This window comes from Roseovarius dicentrarchi, from assembly GCF_003316635.1.
Taxonomy (GTDB): domain Bacteria; phylum Pseudomonadota; class Alphaproteobacteria; order Rhodobacterales; family Rhodobacteraceae; genus Roseovarius; species Roseovarius dicentrarchi.
In genome coordinates this window covers 17,325-36,087 of the sequence record NZ_QNQP01000017.1, presented here as the reverse complement: position 1 = coordinate 36,087, position 18,763 = coordinate 17,325, and the positions used below count along the sequence as shown (strand labels likewise).

The following is an 18,763-nucleotide window of genomic DNA, read 5'->3' as shown; positions in this document are numbered from 1 at the left end:
CAGGATCACCCCGCCGCCCGGCCAAAGGTTACTGCCCGTCGCCAAGGCCGAGGACGGTGTCGATCATGTCCTGCGCGCCGTCCACTTCGGCAGCGAATTGCGCATAGATCGGCTTGGACGCCTCGATGAACGCGGCCTTGTCGGCGGTGTTCACCTCCACGCCCGCATCCTCGATTTCCTTGAGCAGGGTTTCTTCCATTTCAGCCGCCGTCTGGTAGGTGAAATCCTGAGTCTGGTTCGCGCAGTCGGTCAGGCCCGCGCGGATATCCTCGGGCAGGGCATCGAATTTCTTCTTGGAAGCCAGGATATAGCCCGGCGTATAGACGTGGCCGGTGATCGACAGATACTTCTGCACTTCCTGAAACTTGGCCGATGCGATCTGTGCATAGGGGTTTTCCTGCCCGTCGATCACGCCGGTTTGCAGCGCGGTGAACACGTCCGAAAACGCCATTGGCGTGGGGTTCGCGCCATATTCCTGAAACATCTTCAGGCGCCAGACACCGTTGGGCGTGCGCAGCTTGACCCCCTCCAGATCGGCGGGCACATTGATGGGGCGCACATTGTTGGTGATGTGGCGGAACCCGTTTTCGGCCAGTCCGACGATGTGATAGCCGTTTTCATTCGCCGCCGTCTGGAACACATCCATCATTTCGCCCTGCACGCGGCGCATGTGGTCGCGGCTGGTGATGATATAGGGCATCTCGAAAATGCCGAAACGGTCATCGACCGACGACATGATCGACGAGGGCAGCGAGAAATCGATCTGCGCCAGCTTCAGCTTTTGCAGCATCTCCTTGTCATTGCCCAGCTGGGACGACCCGAAGGTCTGCACCTCGACCTTGTCCGGCATGGCGGTGTTCACACATTCGGCAAAGTTGTTCGCCGTCGCCTCGAACAGCGATCCGGGCGCGCCGACATGGCCGAATTTCATCGTCATATCCGCCGCTGCGGCGGTGGTGGCCATACCCGCAAGCGCGGTGGCGGCCAGTAGGTTTGTCATCGTCTTCATGGTTTTCTCCTCCCAGAGATTGCGGCTCTTTCGGCCAGATCGCAGCTATTGGCCCCCCTCAGGACAGCAGCTGCATCGCGGCTTGCACCCCGCCAGCGTTATGGGGCACCTCCGCCTTTTTCAGTCCCATTTCGATGCCGCCCAGCGTGGCGACCAGCATCAGATCGTTGAAATCGCCCAAGTGCCCGATGCGGAACACCCGGTCCGCGACCTTGGACAGGCCATTGCCCAGCGATATGTCGTAATGGGCCAGCGTGCTGGCGCGGAAGGCGTCAGCGCTGTGGCCCTCGGGCATCATCACGGCGGTCAGAACGCCGCTTTCCTGCCCCTGCGCGCTGCACAGAACCTCCAGCCCCCAATGCCGCACCGCCGCGCGGGTCGCCGCGCCGTGGCGGGCGTGACGGGCAAAGACATTCTCAAGCCCTTCCTCATGCAGCATGTCAATGGCGACGTTCAGGCCATAGAGCAGGTTGGTGGCGGGCGTGTAGGGGAAATACCCCGTCCCGTTCGGCCCCTGCATTTCGCCCCAGTCCCAGTAGGAGCGGGCCAGTTTGGCGGTCTTGTTCGCGGCCAGCGCCTTGGCACTTGCGGCATTGAACGACAGGCCCGGCGGCAGCATCAGGCCCTTTTGCGAGCCGGAGACTGTCACATCGACGCCCCATTCATCGTGCCGGTAGTCCAGCGATCCCAGCCCCGAAATGGTATCGACCATCAGCAGCGCGGGATGGCCCGCCGCGTCAATCGCCGCGCGCACGGCGGCGACGGGCGATACCGACCCGGTGGACGTCTCGTTATGCACGATGCAGACCGCCTTGATCCGGTGGTCTTTATCCTCGGCCAGATGCGCCTCGATCTGGTCGGGGTCGGCGCCGCTGCGCCAGTCACCCGCGATGAATTCGGCATTCAGGCCCAGCTTTTCGGCCAGCTTTTTCCACAGGCTGGCGAAATGGCCCGTCTCGAACATCAGCACATGATCGCCGGGCGACAGGGTGTTGACCAGCGCCGCCTCCCACGCGCCGGTGCCGGAGGCGGGGTAGATGAACACCGATTCGTCCGTCTTGAAGATCGTCTTCAGCCCGTCCAGCGCCTTTTGCCCCACGGCGGCAAAGGCCGGGCCGCGGTGGTCGATGGTCTGCTGCGCAATCGCGCTCAGGATCCGGTCGGGAACCGCGCTTGGCCCCGGTATCTGCAAGAAGTGACGACCGGCTTTTCTCATGGCGATGGACCCCGAAGCATTGGTAAAAATTGACGCGGGCGGCAGTGGTGCCTGCATTTCGTGTTGCTTAAACTTAATTTTGAATTCAAAATTATGTCAATGAAAATGTCGCGCCCGAGGAAACAACGCCCCATGCCCCAGCTTGCCGACCTTCTGAAATCCCGCGTCGAAGGCGACGTGATGTTCGACCGCTTCTCGCGCGGGCGCTACGCCACCGATGCGTCGCTTTATCAGATGATGCCGCTGGGGGTGCTGTCGCCGAAATCAGTCGATGACATCCGCGCCGCGCTGGATATTGCCCGCGATCAGGGCGTGCCGATCCTGCCGCGCGGCGGCGGCACCTCGCAATGCGGGCAGACGGTGAACGAGGCGCTGGTTCTGGATAACACGCAGTATTTCAACGACATTCTGGAACTGGATGTTGAGGGGATGCGCTGCGTCGTGCGTCCCGGCATCGTTCTGGACGAATTGAACCGCGCGCTGAAGCCGCATGGCCTGTGGTTTCCGGTGGACGTGTCCACCGCGTCGCGCGCCACCATCGGCGGCATGACCGGCAACAATTCCTGCGGCGGCAAATCGCTGCGCTATGGCATGATGCGCGACAATGTGCTGTCGATTGACGGGTTTCTGGCCGACGGCAGTCATCACCATTTCGGCCCCGACCCGTCGCCCGGCCTGACCGATCTGCGGGGTGACATGCTGCGCCTTGGCGCGCGCGAGGCGGATGAAATCGCCGCCCGCTTTCCCGATGTGATGCGCCGCGTCGGCGGCTATAATATCGACGCGCTGACGCCCGCGCAGGCGCCCAATAACCTTGCGCATCTGCTGGTCGGCTCCGAAGGGACGCTGGCCTATTCCACCGCGATCGAGCTGAAGCTGTGGCCGATCCTGACGCAAAAGGTGCTGGGCATCTGCCATTTCGCCACCTTCCGTCAGGCGATGGAGGCGGCGCAGCATCTGGTCACGCTGAACCCGCAAGGGGTGGAGCTGGTCGATGCCACCATGATCGCGCTGGCCCGCGACATTCCGATGTTCCGCGCGACCATCGAGGAGGTCGTGACCGGCACCCCCGCCGCGCTGCTGCTGGTCGAATTCGCCGAAGAGGATGCCAGCCGCCACCCCGCCAAGCTGCGCGCGCTGGACGAAATGATGGGCGATCTGGGCTATTCCTGGACCGGCGCCGGCCCCGCATGGGGCGGCGTGACCCATGTCACGGATGCCGCCATGCAGGGCCGCATCGCCGACCTGCGCAGTTCGGGCCTGAACATCATGATGTCGATGAAGGAGGACGGCAAGCCGGTGTCCTTTGTCGAGGATTGCGCCGTCGCCCTGCCCGATCTGGCCGCCTACACCGCCGGCCTGACCGAGATTTTCGAGCGGCACGGCACGCGCGGCACATGGTATGCCCACGCATCCGTGGGCTGCCTGCATGTGCGCCCGGTGCTGAACCTGAAACTGGACAAGGACGCCGCCACCATGCGCGCGATTGCCGAGGAATGTTTCGATCTGGTCGCGCGCTACAAGGGGTCGCATTCGGGCGAACATGGCGACGGCATCGTGCGGTCCGAATTTCATGAGAAGATGTTCGGCCCCCGCATGGTGGCCAATTTCGCCGAAGTCAAAGCGCGCTTTGACCCCGATAATCTCATGAACCCCGGCAAGATCGTCGATGCGCCGAAAATGGATGACCGGCGCCTGTTCCGCTATGGCCCCGATTATGCCGCCCCCGAAATGCAGACCGCGCTGGACTGGTCCGACTGGACGGGCAGCGGCGGCGGGTTTCAGGGCGCGATCGAGATGTGCAACAACAACGGCGCCTGCCGCAAGCTGAAGGGCGGCGTGATGTGCCCGTCCTTCCGCGTCACCCGCAAGGAGCAGGATCTGACCCGCGGCCGCGCCAATACCCTGCGGCTGGCAATCACCGGGCAGCTTGGCCCGGATGCGCTGACCTCCGATGCCATGGCCGACACGATGAAGCTGTGCGTCTCCTGCAAGGGGTGCAAGCGCGAATGTCCCACCGGCGTTGACATGGCCCGCATGAAGATCGAGGTGCAGGCCGCCCGCGTCCGCGCGCGCGGCCTCAGCCTGCACGACCGGCTGGTCGGCTACCTGCCGCGCTATGCGCCATGGGCCGCGCGCGCCCCGGCGCTGGCGAACCTGCGCAACAGCCTGCCGGGTATGGCCCGCCTGACCGAGCGTCTGACCGGCTTTACCGCCACCCGCGACCTGCCGAAATGGAGCGCGCGACCCTTCCGCGATGCGGAGGCCGCCGCAGATGCCCCGCAGGCGATCCTCTTTGCCGACTGCTTCAACCGTTATTTCGAGCCGGAGAATCTGCGCGCCGCCTGCACTGTGCTGGACGCCGCCCGGATCCCCGTTCAGGTCGTCGCCGCACCAAAGGGCCAGCGCCCGCTCTGCTGTGGGCGCACGTTCCTGTCCGCCGGTCTGGTGGATCAGGCCAAGGCCGAGGCGCAACGCCTGGTCGATGCGCTGCTGCCCGCCGCCCGGCAGGGCCTGCCCATCATCGGGCTGGAGCCAAGCTGCCTTCTGACCCTGCGCGACGAAATCCCCGCCCTGCTGCCGGGCGACGATACCGCCCTGCTGGCCCGGCAGGCCCGGATGCTGGAGGAATATATCGCCGATCAGCAGGATAACCCCGATTTAAAACTGCCGCTGCAATCGCCCGCGCCCAAGATCCTGCTGCACGGCCATTGCCACCAAAAGGCGATGGGCGTGATGTCGGCCATTCAGAAAACGCTCGCCCGCCTGCCCGATACCGAAATCGAAACGGTCGAAACCAGCTGCTGCGGCATGGCCGGATCGTTCGGCTATGCCACGGACACGCACGAGGTATCGCGCAAGATGGCCGAGCTGGATCTGGCCCCGGCGGTACGCGCCGCCGACGACACCACATTGATCGTTGCCGATGGCACATCCTGCCGCCATCAGATATCAGATACCGCCGGGCGCAAACCGATCCACGTGGCGCGCGTCCTTGAAATGGCCCTGAAAAAGATATCTGATACCGCATGAACGCCGCCCAGCCGATCAAACGCACCTCCCTGCATCAGCAGCTGGTCAGCCGCCTGCAACAGCTGATCATCAACGGCGATCTGGCGCCGGGCGCCAAGGTGCCGGAAAAGGATCTGTGCGCGCAATTCGACGTCTCGCGCACCCCGCTGCGCGAGGCGCTGAAGGTGCTGGCCTCGGACGGTCTGGTCCGGCTGGAGCCGAACCGCGGCGCATGGGTCACCCCCGTCACCGTGGCCGAGGTGGACGAGGTGTTCCCCGTCCTTGGCGCGCTGGAGGCGCTGTCGGGCGAATTGGCCTGCCGGGCGATGACGGACGGCGAAATCACCGCCGTGCGCGATCTGCATGACCAGATGATGCGCAGCTATGCCGCGCGCGATCTGAAGTCATATTTCGCGCTGAACCAGCAGATCCACCGCGCGATCCTGCTGGCCGCGCGCAACAATACGCTGACCGCCTCCTGCCTTGCGCTGTCGCTGCGGATGCAGCGCGCGCGCTATCTGGCCAACATGACCGAAGGCCGCTGGGCGCAGGCGGTGGCCGAGCATGAGGATATCATCACCCACCTGTCGGCCCGCGACGGCGCGGCGCTGGGGCAGACCCTGCTGCGCCACATGGAGGCCAAGCGCGCATCGGTGATCCAATGGCTGCAAACGCAGGAACCCGGCGCCGCCTGATCCGCTAGACCGGCTCCAGCCCATCGAACAGGCCCGGATTGAACTCCTCCCAAAAGGCACAGATTTCGGCCACGTTCAGCGCCGACATCCAGCCGAACCGCTCGAAATCATGCCGCTTGGCCGGCTCGGTGATCTGGTTCAGGAACAATCGCTTGTCAGCGTCGCGCTGCGTCGGGCTGCGGGCGGCCACCGCCTCCAGCAGGCGCTTCAGACGTTCGGCGCGGGGCGATTGCGGCTTGGCCTCGGGCGCGGCCTCCGCGCCGTAATTGCCCGCCAGCGCCGCGCTGAGATAGCCGACCATGCTATCGACATTCTTGCGCTTGCCGACATAGTCGATCTTGGCCGCGACCTGCTCTTCGCCGTGGGTGGACAGCCATTGGCGCGCCAGACGGTCGCTGACCCCCAGATCGCGCAGCCGGGCATAAACCTGCCCGTGCCGCACCCCTGCGCCGTCGTCCAGATCCAGTATCGCCAGCTGCGGGTTCTCCTTGATGACAAAGCGCAGCTCGGACACCGTGCGCCCGCGCTTGCGGATTTCGGGCGTGATGACGATGTTGCTGGTCTGGTTCACCTCGGCCACGGCGGGTTTGATCACCTTGGCGTTCAGGTGCTTGTAGCTCTCGTAATAGGCCGACCCGTCCAGCCCCATCAGGCGGCGGAACAGGTCCATCGTCCACCAGCCGGTGCTGCCCGTGCGCACAAAGCGGTAGCAGTTTTCGTACAGCGCCAGCGCATGGCCGCTGGTGAACTTGCGCTGAATGTTCAGGTTGATCAGGGCAAACACCTTGGGGTCGTGCAGCTTTTCCGCCAGCGCCGGGGAATAGGCGTATTCGCACACGCCGCCCTTCAGCTTGGCATAGCTCAGCAGGCTGGACACGCCCCATTCCTGCTGCCCTTGCGCGTCCAGCATATCCCATTCGGCCACAGTCTCTGCAAGGCCGCGCAGAGACTGTTTCAGCGTTTGCAGGTCGTTGGAATTATACCCGATCATCAGGCACAGCGTGCGCGCGTCGATCTGGTGATGGCTCTGACTGGTCAGGGTGTCATAGGCGTTCAGCAGCAGCACGTTGGACAGCTTGCGCTGAAGCAGCGTCAGCTTGCCCGACACATGGATCGCCGCCACGTGTTTCTTGACCGCGCCGCGCCGCAATGCGCCGCTCAACTTGTCGCGTGGAATGTCGTCCATCGCCTTGCCTCTCGCTTTTGGTCCAGTATGCCTGCGCAGGGACCCCGCTTCAATCCCTTGCCGGGTGCCTTTGCCAGCTTGGACCCGGTCCCGTAAACGGGTTCTTAATGCACCGGGCGCAGGGCGCAGCGGCCGCCAAGCGGACCCGTTTACAGGATGGCCTTGCGCGGATACGGCGGAAAGATGGCCCGATTCGGCGATAACAGGCTCTAATACGGGCCGGGTGCCCCTTATCCCGCGAATCGGCGCCCCTGCCCCTGCTTTGCGGTCCCCTTCATCCCGCATCCGGGTGCCCTTGGGCCTGTATCCGGGCGCCCAAACAGGTGTAACCTGCTGGAAATAATAGGATTATCAGGGCCAAAGATTCTAAAGTTCTTAAAGATTCTTCAACTTTGTGGCTGCTTCCTTGCGTCAATACTCTGCATTTAAGGGGCAAAGCCTGCCTTGGCGATTCACTTGGCCGGTGCGATGTGCCATAGATTGTTAAAAAACGCATAAGACAGCGCACATCACAAAGGAAACCGGATGACCGCAGGCAAGGATCCCATCCCCCCCTATTTCAACATTGATCCGGCCAAGGCCGCAGCCCGGTTGTCCGAGCCTATCTCGACCGCGCGATTCGCCAAAGCCGCCGCTTTCGCCGCGAAAGGCCGGCAGGATCTGGCCAAGCGCGGCTATGCCCCCGACGGCAAGAAACGCCTGCGCCGGTTCTCCACATGGGAGATCTGCAAATACCTGATCCCCGTCGCCCCGGCCCATTTCCGCCGGGTGCTGAAAAAATACCCCGACCTGCCGCAGGGCGTGGGCGAGGGCAATTCCAAGTGGTTCACTCTGGAGGAGGTGCTGCGCCTGCGCCAGCATTTCGCCGCCGAGGGCGCGGCAGACCGCGAATATCTGCCATGGCGGCCCAAGGGGCTGCCTGCCAAAATCGTCGCCGTGTCCAATTTCAAGGGCGGCACGTCCAAGACCACGACGACCGCGCATCTGGCCATGTCCGCCGCGCTGGACGGCTACAAGGTGCTGGTGATCGATCTGGATTCCCAAGGCTCGCTCACCTCGATCATGGGCGGCGACGTGCCCGATGAATGGTCCACCGCCTTTCCGCTGCTGGCCAAGGATTACGCGCAGGCGGTGCAGGGCGAAAACACCGTGCGCGCCGCCGCCGATCTGCCGCCTCTGCCCTTTGACGAGACGCTGACCGAGGCGCTGAATACGCGCGCCCGCGACATCATCCAGCCCACCCACTGGCCCAATATCGACCTGATGGGTGCGCAGCTGAATCTTTACTGGGCCGAATTCCAGATCCCGGTCTGGCGCATGGGCCTGCGCAGCTGGTCGCTGTGGGATGCGCTGTCGAACGCGCTCAGCGGCGAACGCATCCTTGACGATTACGACATCATCTTTCTGGATACTCCGCCCGCGCTTGGCTACCTGACGATCAACGCGCTGGCGGCGGCCGATATCCTGCTGGTGCCGCTGGGGGCGTCGTTTCTGGAATTCGACTCGACGGGGCGGTTTTTCGATATGCTCTACTCCACCTTCGCCAGCATCGAGGAGGGTGAAAACGCCGTCCGCCGCGCCGATGGCCTGCCGGAGGTCAAATTCGAATGGGACGCCGTGCGCGCCCTGATCACCCGGTTCGATGCGGGCCAGCAGACCGATCTGGCCAATGTCATTCAGGCCTATTTCGGCGATTTCATGACCACCTACCGGCAGGAGCTGACGGCGATGGTGGGCCAGGCGGGCGAGCAGGTGAATGGCATCTACGAGGCCGATTACCGCGAATTCAACCGCGACACCTATGTGCGCGGCCGCGAGACGTTCGATCGCACATGGGCCGAGGTGAAAGAGCTGATCCTGGGCACATGGTATCGCGATCTTCAGACATCCCCGCAGGAGGAGACAGACAATGGCTAAACGCAGAAAGCTGGAGGCGCCCAGTGCCGAGGATCTGGGCCGGATCGAGGATGAGTTTCGCCGCGAAACCTCGGGGCGCGCGGGCTTTGGCGCGGGCAGCGCGGTGGCGCCCATCGCGCAGGTCGCGGGCGAGGCGGCGGCGCAGGCCCAGCTGGGCAGCCCGGATGCGCGCGCCGCAAACGCGCGCAACGCCGCCGATGCGCAGCGGCTGCGCGATGCGCAAGGGGACGGGCGGCTGATGGCCGATCTGCCGCTGGACCAGATCGACCCGCACGCGATGATCCGCGACCGGATCGACCTGGACGAGGCCGACATGACCGAGCTGCGCCAGTCCATCGCCGCCAGCGGCCTGCGGCTGCCGATCGAGGTGTTCGCGCTGCCCGATCCGCAGGAGGGCGCGCCGCATTACGCGCTGGTGTCGGGCTATCGGCGCTACATGGCGGTGCAGGCGCTGCTGGATCTGACCGAGGCGGCGAAATACAGCACCATCCGCGCCGTGATCCGCCCGCCGGCCGAGGCCGATCAGGCGTTCGTGTCCATGGTCGAGGAGAACGAGGTCCGCTCGGACCTCAGCCAGTTCGAGCGGGGCCGCATCGCCGTGATCGCCGCGCAGCAGGGCGCGTTCGTCAATGTCGAGGAGGCGGTGAACCGCCTTTACGCCACCGGGTCCAAGGCCAAGAGGTCCAAGGTCCGCTCCTTTGCGATGATATTCGAGGAGCTGGGCGATATGCTGACCTTCCCCGAGGCGCTCAGCGAAAAGCGGGGTCTGCGGCTGGCCCAAGCGCTGCGCAGCGGGGCCGAGGCCGGGCTGCGCGACGCCTTGGGCGATCATCCCCCCGCCGACGCAGAGGCGGAATGGACCCGCATCGAATCGGTGATCGACGCGCTGGAGGCGCCCGCGCCGGACAAGCGGCGGGGCGGACGGCCAAAGGCGGCGCCGCGCACATCCGGCTGGCAGGGGGCCGAGACGCTGCACACTTCGGCGGGCATCACCATCCGCCACCAGCAAGACAGCAAGGGACACATCCTGCGCTTTGAGGGCAAGGGCATGGACGCCGCCGTGATGGAGCATCTGCTGAACGAAATCCGCGCGCTACTGGAGAAGTAGCGCGCAGGTTTCGTGGCGAAACCTCGGCGCCGGGCCGGGCTGTTTTCAGCCCGATGGGCCAGCGGCGCCGGGCTTTTGATTGCGTCCGATAAGGCAAACTTATTGGACATTGTTGAGGCCGGCAGGGCGCGGCGGTTACGGCGATTAATGCTGGCACAAAGCGCCGTTCGCGGCTACGCTGCCCGCCATGAAACACCCGGCCACAGATGATACACCCGCGCCCGTCCTGCCGCCCTGGATGTTTGACGCGCGGGCGCCCGGCAGCGTCGACGAGGCGGCATTTGCCAGCGGTGCGGCGCTGGCGCTGTTGCATGGGGCGCTGCATGATCCGGGTTTGAGTGTGCCGGATGGGGTGCTGCGCGCGCGGCTGGCGCTGCGCGCTGCCGGACAGTGCTGCAAGATCGAGGGCAGGGGCGTGGCAGGCGCCGCGCTGCGCGACGCTTATTATCTGACCATGCCCGGCGATGCGATGGGTCCGGACGGCGATATGCTGGCCTTCTGGCGCGCGGGCGCGGCGCTGCATCTGCGCCGGGCGGGCTGGCAGGGGCGGCTGCGGGCGCTGCTGGCCGCGGAATTGCAGGCGCCTTTGCCCGGCTGGATCGCACATGCAGAGGCGGCGGGCAGCCCGGTGGCCCGCGCCGCGGCGCTGCTGGGCAGTATCTTGGGCGCCTTTCCACGGGCAGAGGCGGCGGCGCTGCTCTGTGCGGATGTCATGCTGGCGCGGTCCCTGGGGTGGGGCGCGCCGCTGCCGCTGCTGGCGGCGCATGTCAGCCGCAGGACGCTTCGCGCGGCCAGCGATGGCGCGGATATCGGCCTTGAGTGCCATATCGCGGTTGCCCGCGCGGCGCAGGACGCGATCCGCGCGGCGCATGATCTGGCGCGGCGGGCGGCGCGGCTGCGGGCGGTGGCGCCAAGGCTCCGTTCCAAAGGGGCGGCGGCGGCGATTGGCGTTTTCCTTTCCGAGGACGCGGTTCTGCCGTCCGCCATGCTGTCGCCGATCATTCGCGGCACCGACATTGCCATGACGGACCGGTCGGCGCGCCGCCTGTGCGACCGGCTGGTAGCATTGGGGGTGGTGCGCGAATTGACGGGGCGGGCGACATTTCGACTCTATGGGCTGGGTTAGAGCCGGATGGTGCGGATGAAAACAGACACTGAGCCGCTGGATCGCGAGCTGGCCGATCTGCAACCCGGCCCGCGCTGGCGCGAGTGGATGAACCGCATCGAGGCGGTGATTTTTGCCAGCAGCCGCCCGGTGGACCGGCAGGCGCTGCAACGGGTGGTGGGGCAGGGTGCAAATCTCGATTTGCTGATTGCGGATATTCAGGCCGGGCTGGCCGGCAAGCCCTACGAGGTTGCGGCGGTGGCCGGCGGCTGGATATTTCGCACGCGCCCGCGATACGCGTCTGCGATCCGGGCGGCCGCCGATCTCGGCGGTGACGCGCACGGCTTTACCGAGGAGGAGCTGGCCGTGCTGTGCGCCGTCGCCTATCACCAGCCGATCGACAGGGCCGGGCTGGCCGATATATTCGGCAGGCAGATCAGCAGGGATCTGCTGGGCCGACTGCGCTACAGGGGGCTGATCGCAAACGGGCCGAAAAGCCCCGGACCCGGCGCGCCGCATACCTTTGTCACCACGCCGGAGTTTCTGCTGACCTTCGATCTGGACAGCCTGCGCAACCTGCCGCAGAGCGCGGAGGAGGCCGGATAGCGGCCGGCAGGTCCGCGCGGGCGGATTTGAAATGTCGCAAGATGTAACAGGCCCGATAGGCGCGACAGGTTGCGACAATAACGCGGCTGCGTGGGCGCAACATAAGTGGCACAAGGTCGGGGGACCGCGGGCGCAAGGGCTGGCGCGGGCGCGCGGCGCGCCGCATGATGCGGCAGGGCGACCAACACCGCGAAAGGGGTTATCGGGATGCGCAGATTTGTGATGCTGGCGATCAGCGCGCTGATTCTTTTGGCGGCGTATCTGGTGACTTTCGGCGTGCCGGCCCCGATTGCCGGGCTGGTCCCTGCGGCAGAGGAGGGCGCGCCGGCCCCCACCGCACCGGGCGCCGCAGGCCGCAGCGCACGCGCGCCCGCGACCAGCGTGGTGACCGCGCCGCTGGAGTTTCGGCCCTATACCAGCGTGTTGAACGCCATCGGCACCGCGTCGGCCCTGCGCAGCGTCGATGTGGTGTCCAATACAGCCGGCACGGTGACGGAGGCGAACCTGGCCGCCAACCGCGCCGTCGAGGCGGGCGAGGTTCTGCTGCGCTTTGACGCGCGCACGGAGGCGTTCAACCTTGAGATTGCGCAGGCCAATCTGGATCAGGCGCGCGATACGCTGTCGCGCTACGAGCGGCTGAGCGCCAGCAACAATTCCACGGTCACGGATGTCACCCTGACCGATGCCCGCGTGGCGGTTCGTCTGGCCGAGGCGGCGGTAGGTCTGGCGCAGGTGGATCTGGAGGATCGCACCATTCGCGCGCCCATATCCGGCCAGCTGGGGCTGAGCGATATCGGCGTCGGCGATGTGCTGGCCAATGACAGCGTGATTGCGACCATTGACCAGTCCGAAACGCTGGTGGTCGAATTCGAGCTGCCCGAGCGGACGATTGGCCTGCTGGCAGGCGCGCGCGAGGTGCTGGCCAGCACGCCGACCTTTCGGGGGCGGGTGTTCCGGGGGGAAATCACCTCGTTCGACAGCCGCATCGACAGCATCACGCGCAGCGTGACGGTGAAGGCGCGGATTGACAACTCGGACGGCATCCTGTGGCCGGGCATGACATTTTCCGTGCGCCTGACGCAGCAAAGCGCGCCGCTGCCGTCGCTGCCGGCAACGGCGATCACATGGTCGCGCGAGGGGTCGGGGATCTACATTGATGTGGATGGCACCGCGCAGCGGCTGCCCGTCACGCTGCTGTTCCGGCGCAATGATACGGTGTGGATCGACGCGGAAATCGAGGCGGGCACGATGGTTGTGACTGAAGGCGCGCAGAAGCTGCGCAGCGGCGCGCGGATTGCCCTGCCGGTGGCTGGCGGAGATCCGGCATGAGCGCGCCTGATCCCGCCGGGGCCGGGATGGCGGGGCTGTTCGTGGGCCGGCCGATCTTTGCGCTGGTCATCAACCTGCTGATCCTGATTGCGGGGCTGGCGGCCTTGGTCGCGGTGGATGTGCGCGAAATGCCGGATGTGGACCGGCCCGTTCTGTCGGTGCGCACCACTTACGAGGGCGCCGTTCCCGCGACGGTGGACAGCGAGGTGACGCAGGTTCTGGAGGACGCGCTGAGCGCGCTGGACGGGCTGTCCTATATCGAATCGCGCTCCTCCACCGGGCAGAGCCGGATCACCATTGACCTGTCCGAGGGCACCGATGTGGACGTTGCCGCCAACGAGGCGCGTGAAATCGTTTCGGCCACGCTGCGCCGGCTGCCCGACGATCTGGAGGATGACCCGGTCGTCACCAAAAGCGACAGCAACGCCGATGCGATCATCCGTCTGGCGATTCTGGGCGACGCGACATTTGACGAGCTGACCACTCTGGCTGAGGGGCCGATTTATGACCGGCTGACCACCATTGACGGCGTGGCCGAAGTCACGGTGCGCGGCAACCGGTCCAACGAATTCCGCGTCCGGCTGGATATGCCGGTATTGCTCAGCCGGGGACTGACCATCTTTGACGTATCGAACGCGCTGACCGCCCTGCGCGATGACACGCCGCTGGGCCAGTTGGAGACGCGGACGCAAACGCTGGCGCTGAGCGTGGCCAATGCGGATGTCACGGTCGAAAGCGTCGGCCAGATCCCGATCAACGCCAATACGCGGGTGGCCGATGTGGCATTCGTCCGCCTGATTCCAGAGGACAGCACCGTGACGGCGCGCGTCAACGGGCAAGCGGCGGTCAGTCTGGATATCACCCGGCAATCGGTCGGCAACACGCTGACCATCTCGCGCGAGGTGCGCCGCGCGGTCGAAGAATTGCGCCCGTCCCTGCCCGACGGTGTGGATCTGATCATCACCTCGGATGATGGCGTGTTCATCGAAGGGTCGATTGACGAGGGGGTCAAATCCATCGGTCTGGCCGCCGTGATCGTGGTTGCGGTAATCTTTGTCTTCCTGCGCTCGCCCCGCGCGACGGTGATCCCGGCGGTCAGCATCCCGGTTGCGCTGATCGGGACCGTTGCGGCGATCTGGCTGACCGGGTTTTCGGTCAACACGATCAGCCTGCTGGCGCTGGTGCTGGCCACCGGGATGGTGGTGGATGATGCCATCGTCGTGATCGAGAACATCATGCGCAAGCGCCGCGAGGGGATGGGCGCGTTTGCCGCCGCTGCGGCCGGCGCGAATGAGGTATTCTTTGCGGTGATTTCGACCACCGCGACTCTGGCGGCGGTGTTTATCCCGATCTCGTTTTTGCCCGGACAGGCGGGCGGGGTGTTCAGCGAATTTGGCTATGTGCTGGCCTATGCGGTGGCGATCTCCTCGGTCACGGCGCTGACGCTGGTGCCGGTGATGGCGGCCTTCCTTGACCCCGGCAAACCGGGCCAGCAAAGCCGCGCGCCGGACGCGCCGGGCTGGGCGGTGCGCGGGTTCGATGCGGTGATGGATTACGCGATCCGCACGCCGCTGATCGTGATCGCCATCGCGGGCGGCTTTGCCATTATCGCGGCGGGCGCGGCCAGTACGCTGACCTCCAGCATCACGCCGGACGAGGATCGGGGATTCTTCATGATCATGGCGCGCGGCGCGTCCGACACCACGGTTGAATATCTGGACACCCAAGTGACCCAGATCGAGGATATCCTGGACCCCTATCGCGACAGCGGCGAAGTCACCGCCGTTCAGAGCATCATCGGCATCGGCGGCGGCACCAGCGCGTTCATCATCGTGCGGCTGTCCGATTGGGCGGCGCGCGACAGAACGCAGGCGCAGATCATTGCCAGCATCGGTGACCGGCTGGATACGGTGCCGGGGGTGCAGGTCAGCGTGCGGTCGGGCAACAGCCTGAATATCCGGGGCGCGGGGCAGGGGCTGAGCTTTGCCGTGACCGGCAATAACGTGGACGCGATCACCGCCGCCGCCGAGGATCTGGTGGCCGAGATGGCGCAGGAGGCGATGTTCGTCAATCCGCAGCTGTCGGGCGATGCGGTGCAGGTCCAGCTGGAGGTGAGCGTCGATTCGGATATGGCCAGTGTGTTCGGTTTGACACAGGCGGAGATCACTCGCACGATCGCCGCGATGGTGCGCGGCAACATCGCCGTCACCGTGTTCGAGGATGACACCGAAACGGACGTGAATGTGGTGCCGGGCGGCCCGCCGATCAACGATCCGTCCGACCTTGAATCCATCTATCTGCGCCTGCCGGGGGGCAGTTTCGTGCCGCTGTCCTCTGCCGCGACGATGGAGCAGGTCGTCGGCCGGTCCGAGATCGAGCGGCAGGGCGGATCGCTGGCCGTGTCGGTGCGCGCCAATCTGGGCGAGGGTGCCAGCCTCGGCGCCGCGATGACCCGGCTGTCCGCGATCGCGGCAGAGACGCTGCCCGGCGGCATGGGCATCACATTCACCGGCGAGGCGGCCAGCCTGTCGGAAAGCCAGCTGGGCATGATCATCGTCTTTGGCGTGGCCTTTGCCGTGGTCCTGCTGGTGCTGGCGGCGCAGTTCGAGAGTTTCGCCAGCGCCGTGGTGATCATGCTGACCGTGCCCTTCGGGCTGGCCGCCGCGCTGATGGCGATTTCGCTGACGGGCGGATCGCTGAACTATTACAGCGAAATCGGGCTGGTGATGCTGATCGGGATCATGGCCAAGAATGGCATCCTGATCGTCGAATTCGCCAACCAGCTGCGCGAGCGGGGGCAGGATATCGACAGCGCCATTCGCGATGCGCTGCGCCTGCGCATCCGGCCCGTGATGATGACGATGGTCTCGACCGTGTTCGGCGCGATGCCGCTGATCCTGACCGCTGGCGCGGGCGCCGAGGCGCGGATTGCCGTGGGCTGGGTCATTGTCGGCGGTCTGGGATTTGCCACCGTGTTTACCCTGTTCCTGACCCCGGTTTTCTACCGCTGGATCGCGGTCTGGGGCGCCGATCCGGGCATGGCGGCGCAGCGGCTGCGGCGTGAAAACGCGGCGGCGCGGCCCGCCGGGGCGTAGGCGCGCGTTGCGCCGGTCGATTTTCGTAGGGTTGCGGCGGCAAAGCGTCTACCACGGGTGCAGGCCATATGCCTTGGCCCAAGGGGGATGACGATGTTATTTGACGGACCGATACTTGACGCGCTGGCCAGGGGCGCAGTGCTGAGTGCGTTCGGGCTGTTCTGGGTCATCTTTCTGGTGCGCATTGTCGGGCTGCGGTCATTTTCAAAAATGACCAATTTCGATTTTGTGATGACCGTCGCCATGGGCTCGCTTCTGGCGGGGGTGGCGCAATCGCAGGAGTGGACCGGAACCTTGCAAACGGTGACGGCGATGGCCTGCCTGTTTGCGGTGCAATATGCCGTGTCGCGCTTGCGGCAATGGTCCTCGCGGCTGAATGCGCTGGTGCAGAACACGCCGACCTTGCTGATGAAGGATGGCGTCATCCTGCACGATGCCTTGCGCAAGACGCGCGTGGCCGAGGAGGATCTGATCGCCAAATTGCGCGAGGCGAACGCGCTGGACATATCGGATGTGCGCGCGGTGGTGCTGGAGACCACCGGCGATATTTCGGTGCTGCATGGCGACCGGGTGGATGAGGTGCTGTTCAAGGGCGTTGGGCCGGCATGAGGCAGGCACGGGCGGCGGCCTTAAGCCTGGCTTAAGCTGCGCGGGCGATCAGGGGCATATGACACGTGCCCTGAACCCACTCCGCCGCGCGGCCGGCCTGCTGGCCTTTGCGCTGACACTGCTGCTTGCGCTGCCTGCGGCGGCGCAGCTGTTTTCATCCTCCGCCGGGGCGCCCATGCCCGCCAGCGACGCGTTCCGGTTGAGCGTGACACCCCGCGCGGATGGCGCGCGGGTGCTGTCGTGGAGCGTGGCGGACGGGTATTACCTTTACCGCGATCATCTGGCGGCAGAGACGCAGGACGGCGCGCCGATTGCCCTGGAAACGCCGCCGGGCACGGCCATGGACGATCCGACATTCGGCGCGGTCGAGGTGTATTTCGGCAGCGCCGAGGCGGTGCTGGCGCCCGTGGCCGGGCCTGTGACGGTGACATGGCAGGGCTGCCAGGATGGCGGCATCTGCTACCCGCCGATCCAGAAGACACTGGCCGCCAGCCCCGCCAGCCCCGCCAGCGCGGCGGCGCCGCCGCCCGATACGGGCGTTGTGCTGGCCCGCGATACCGGCGTGCTGGAGGCGCTGCGATCCCGTGGCGGCGCGGTGCTGGTGCTGGCGGGGTTCTTTGGCTTTGGCCTGCTGCTGGCGTTTACGCCATGCGTGTTTCCGATGTTTCCCATTCTGGCCGGTATCCTGACCGGGCAGGGCGGCGATCTGACCATGCGGCGCGGCGCCGTGCTGTCGGGCGTCTATGTTCTGGCGATGGCGTCTGCCTTTGGGCTGCTGGGGGTGGCCGCGGCGTGGTCGGGGCAGAACCTTCAGATGGTGATGCAATCCCCCGCGGCGATCTACGGCGTTGCGGCGATTTTCGCGCTGCTGTCGCTGTCGATGTTCGGCCTTTATGAATTGCAGCTGCCGGCCAGCTGGACGCGCCGCCTGTCGCGGGCGGGGGCCGGGCAGGGCGGCAGGCAGGGCAGCAGCCTGGGCGGGGCGGCGACGCTGGGCTTTACCTCGGCGCTGATTGTCGGGCCGTGCGTGACCGCGCCGCTGGCGGGTGCGCTGCTCTATATTGCCGGGACGGGGGACGTGGCCCTGGGCGCCGGGGCGCTGTTTGCGCTGGGGCTGGGGCAGGGCGTGCCGCTGCTGATTGCCGGGACGCTGGGCGCGCAGGTGTTGCCGCGCGCGGGCGGCTGGATGGACGGGGTCAAGCGGCTGTTCGGGTTCGTCTTTCTGGGCATGGCGATCTGGCTGATCGGGCGGCTGGTGGGCGGGCCTGTGATCCTTGCGCTATGGGCGGCGCTGCTGATCGGGGCGGGTGTGTTTACGGGCGCGCTGGATCTGCTGCCGCAGGGGGCCGGCCCCGCGCAGCGGGGGGCCAAGACGGCCGGAATCCTGTCGATGCTGGCCGGGGTGCTGATGGCGGTGGGTGCGGCCCTGGGCGGCGATGATCCGCTGCGCCCGCTGGCGGGGCTGCGCGGCGGCGGTGCCGGGGCGGCGGGCGATGCGGTGCCGTTTACCACCGTGACCGCGCCCGGCCAGCTGGATGCGGCGCTGGCGGCGCAGGCAGACACGCCCGCGCTGATCTATGTCACCGCCGATTGGTGCGTGACGTGCCGCGCGATCGAACGCAGCGTCTGGCCCGACCCCGGCGTGCGGGCGGCGCTGGCGGGCATGAACGCGATCGCCGTCGATGTGTCAGATCCGGGCGACGCGTCGCAGGCCATGCTGGCCCGGCTGGGCGCGGCGGGGCCGCCGACGATGGTGTTTCTGGACCGCACCAAGACCGAAAAGGACGGCACGCGCATCATCGGCAGCACCCGCCCCGGCGCCGTGCGCCGCGCGGCGGAGGCGGTGCAATGACGCCGCCGCCTGGACCATAAAGGA

Annotated in this window: 13 protein-coding genes; 10 read left to right on the top strand and 3 right to left on the bottom strand. The window is 66.1% G+C overall.

All coding sequences use genetic code 11. The annotated features are described in order from the left end of the window. Window positions 1–28: 28 nt before the first annotated feature. Complete coding sequence (locus tag DQ230_RS12365) at window positions 29–1,009, bottom strand: TRAP transporter substrate-binding protein (protein ID WP_113912935.1); 981 nt, start codon at window positions 1,007–1,009, stop codon at window positions 29–31. 58 nt (window positions 1,010–1,067) lie between these two features. After that, window positions 1,068–2,225: a pyridoxal-phosphate-dependent aminotransferase family protein gene (locus DQ230_RS12360; RefSeq protein ID WP_113912971.1), complete on the bottom strand. Its 1,158-nt coding sequence runs from the start codon at window positions 2,223–2,225 to the stop codon at window positions 1,068–1,070. Between the two features lie 132 nt (window positions 2,226–2,357). Between DQ230_RS12360 and DQ230_RS12355 the strand changes: the two genes are divergently transcribed. Next, window positions 2,358–5,258: an FAD-binding and (Fe-S)-binding domain-containing protein gene (locus DQ230_RS12355; RefSeq protein WP_162497438.1), complete on the top strand. Its 2,901-nt coding sequence runs from the start codon at window positions 2,358–2,360 to the stop codon at window positions 5,256–5,258. After that, window positions 5,255–5,932, top strand: coding sequence for a GntR family transcriptional regulator (locus DQ230_RS12350; RefSeq protein WP_113912934.1), 678 nt, complete (start codon window positions 5,255–5,257; stop codon window positions 5,930–5,932). The genes DQ230_RS12355 and DQ230_RS12350 overlap by 4 nt, the downstream gene beginning before the upstream one ends. A gap of 4 nt (window positions 5,933–5,936) precedes the next feature. Here the strand turns inward: DQ230_RS12350 and DQ230_RS12345 are convergent, their stop codons facing one another. Further along, window positions 5,937–7,118 (bottom strand): replication initiation protein, encoded by a 1,182-nt coding sequence (locus DQ230_RS12345; protein WP_113912933.1) that lies wholly within the window; start codon window positions 7,116–7,118, stop codon window positions 5,937–5,939. 525 nt (window positions 7,119–7,643) lie between these two features. Here DQ230_RS12345 and DQ230_RS12340 point away from each other — a divergent pair. From DQ230_RS12340 to dsbD, 8 genes are all read left to right on the top strand, one after another. Continuing rightward, a complete protein-coding gene (locus DQ230_RS12340) occupies window positions 7,644–9,035 on the top strand; it encodes an AAA family ATPase (protein WP_113912932.1) in 1,392 nt (463 codons plus the stop codon). Continuing rightward, a complete protein-coding gene (locus DQ230_RS12335) occupies window positions 9,028–10,143 on the top strand; it encodes a ParB/RepB/Spo0J family partition protein (RefSeq protein ID WP_113912931.1) in 1,116 nt (371 codons plus the stop codon). The genes DQ230_RS12340 and DQ230_RS12335 overlap by 8 nt, the downstream gene beginning before the upstream one ends. 187 nt (window positions 10,144–10,330) lie before the next feature. Next, window positions 10,331–11,269 carry a DUF1403 family protein gene (locus tag DQ230_RS12330; RefSeq protein WP_113912930.1) on the top strand — a complete coding sequence of 313 codons (939 nt, stop codon included), beginning with the start codon at window positions 10,331–10,333 and terminating at the stop codon, window positions 11,267–11,269. Between the two features lie 6 nt (window positions 11,270–11,275). Next, on the top strand, window positions 11,276–11,854 hold the full coding sequence (gene scpB / locus DQ230_RS12325; RefSeq protein WP_113912929.1) for an SMC-Scp complex subunit ScpB: 579 nt from the start codon (window positions 11,276–11,278) through the stop codon (window positions 11,852–11,854). Between the two features lie 207 nt (window positions 11,855–12,061). Then, window positions 12,062–13,183 (top strand): efflux RND transporter periplasmic adaptor subunit, encoded by a 1,122-nt coding sequence (locus DQ230_RS12320; RefSeq protein ID WP_113912928.1) that lies wholly within the window; start codon window positions 12,062–12,064, stop codon window positions 13,181–13,183. Next, entirely contained in the window at window positions 13,180–16,278 is a 3,099-nt protein-coding gene (locus DQ230_RS12315; protein ID WP_113912927.1) for an efflux RND transporter permease subunit, read from the top strand. The genes DQ230_RS12320 and DQ230_RS12315 overlap by 4 nt, the downstream gene beginning before the upstream one ends. Before the next feature lie 93 nt (window positions 16,279–16,371). Next, complete coding sequence (locus DQ230_RS12310) at window positions 16,372–16,887, top strand: DUF421 domain-containing protein (protein ID WP_113912926.1); 516 nt, start codon at window positions 16,372–16,374, stop codon at window positions 16,885–16,887. A gap of 58 nt (window positions 16,888–16,945) precedes the next feature. Beyond that, on the top strand, window positions 16,946–18,739 hold the full coding sequence (gene dsbD, locus DQ230_RS12305; RefSeq protein WP_113912969.1) for a protein-disulfide reductase DsbD: 1,794 nt from the start codon (window positions 16,946–16,948) through the stop codon (window positions 18,737–18,739). Window positions 18,740–18,763 lie beyond the last annotated feature (24 nt).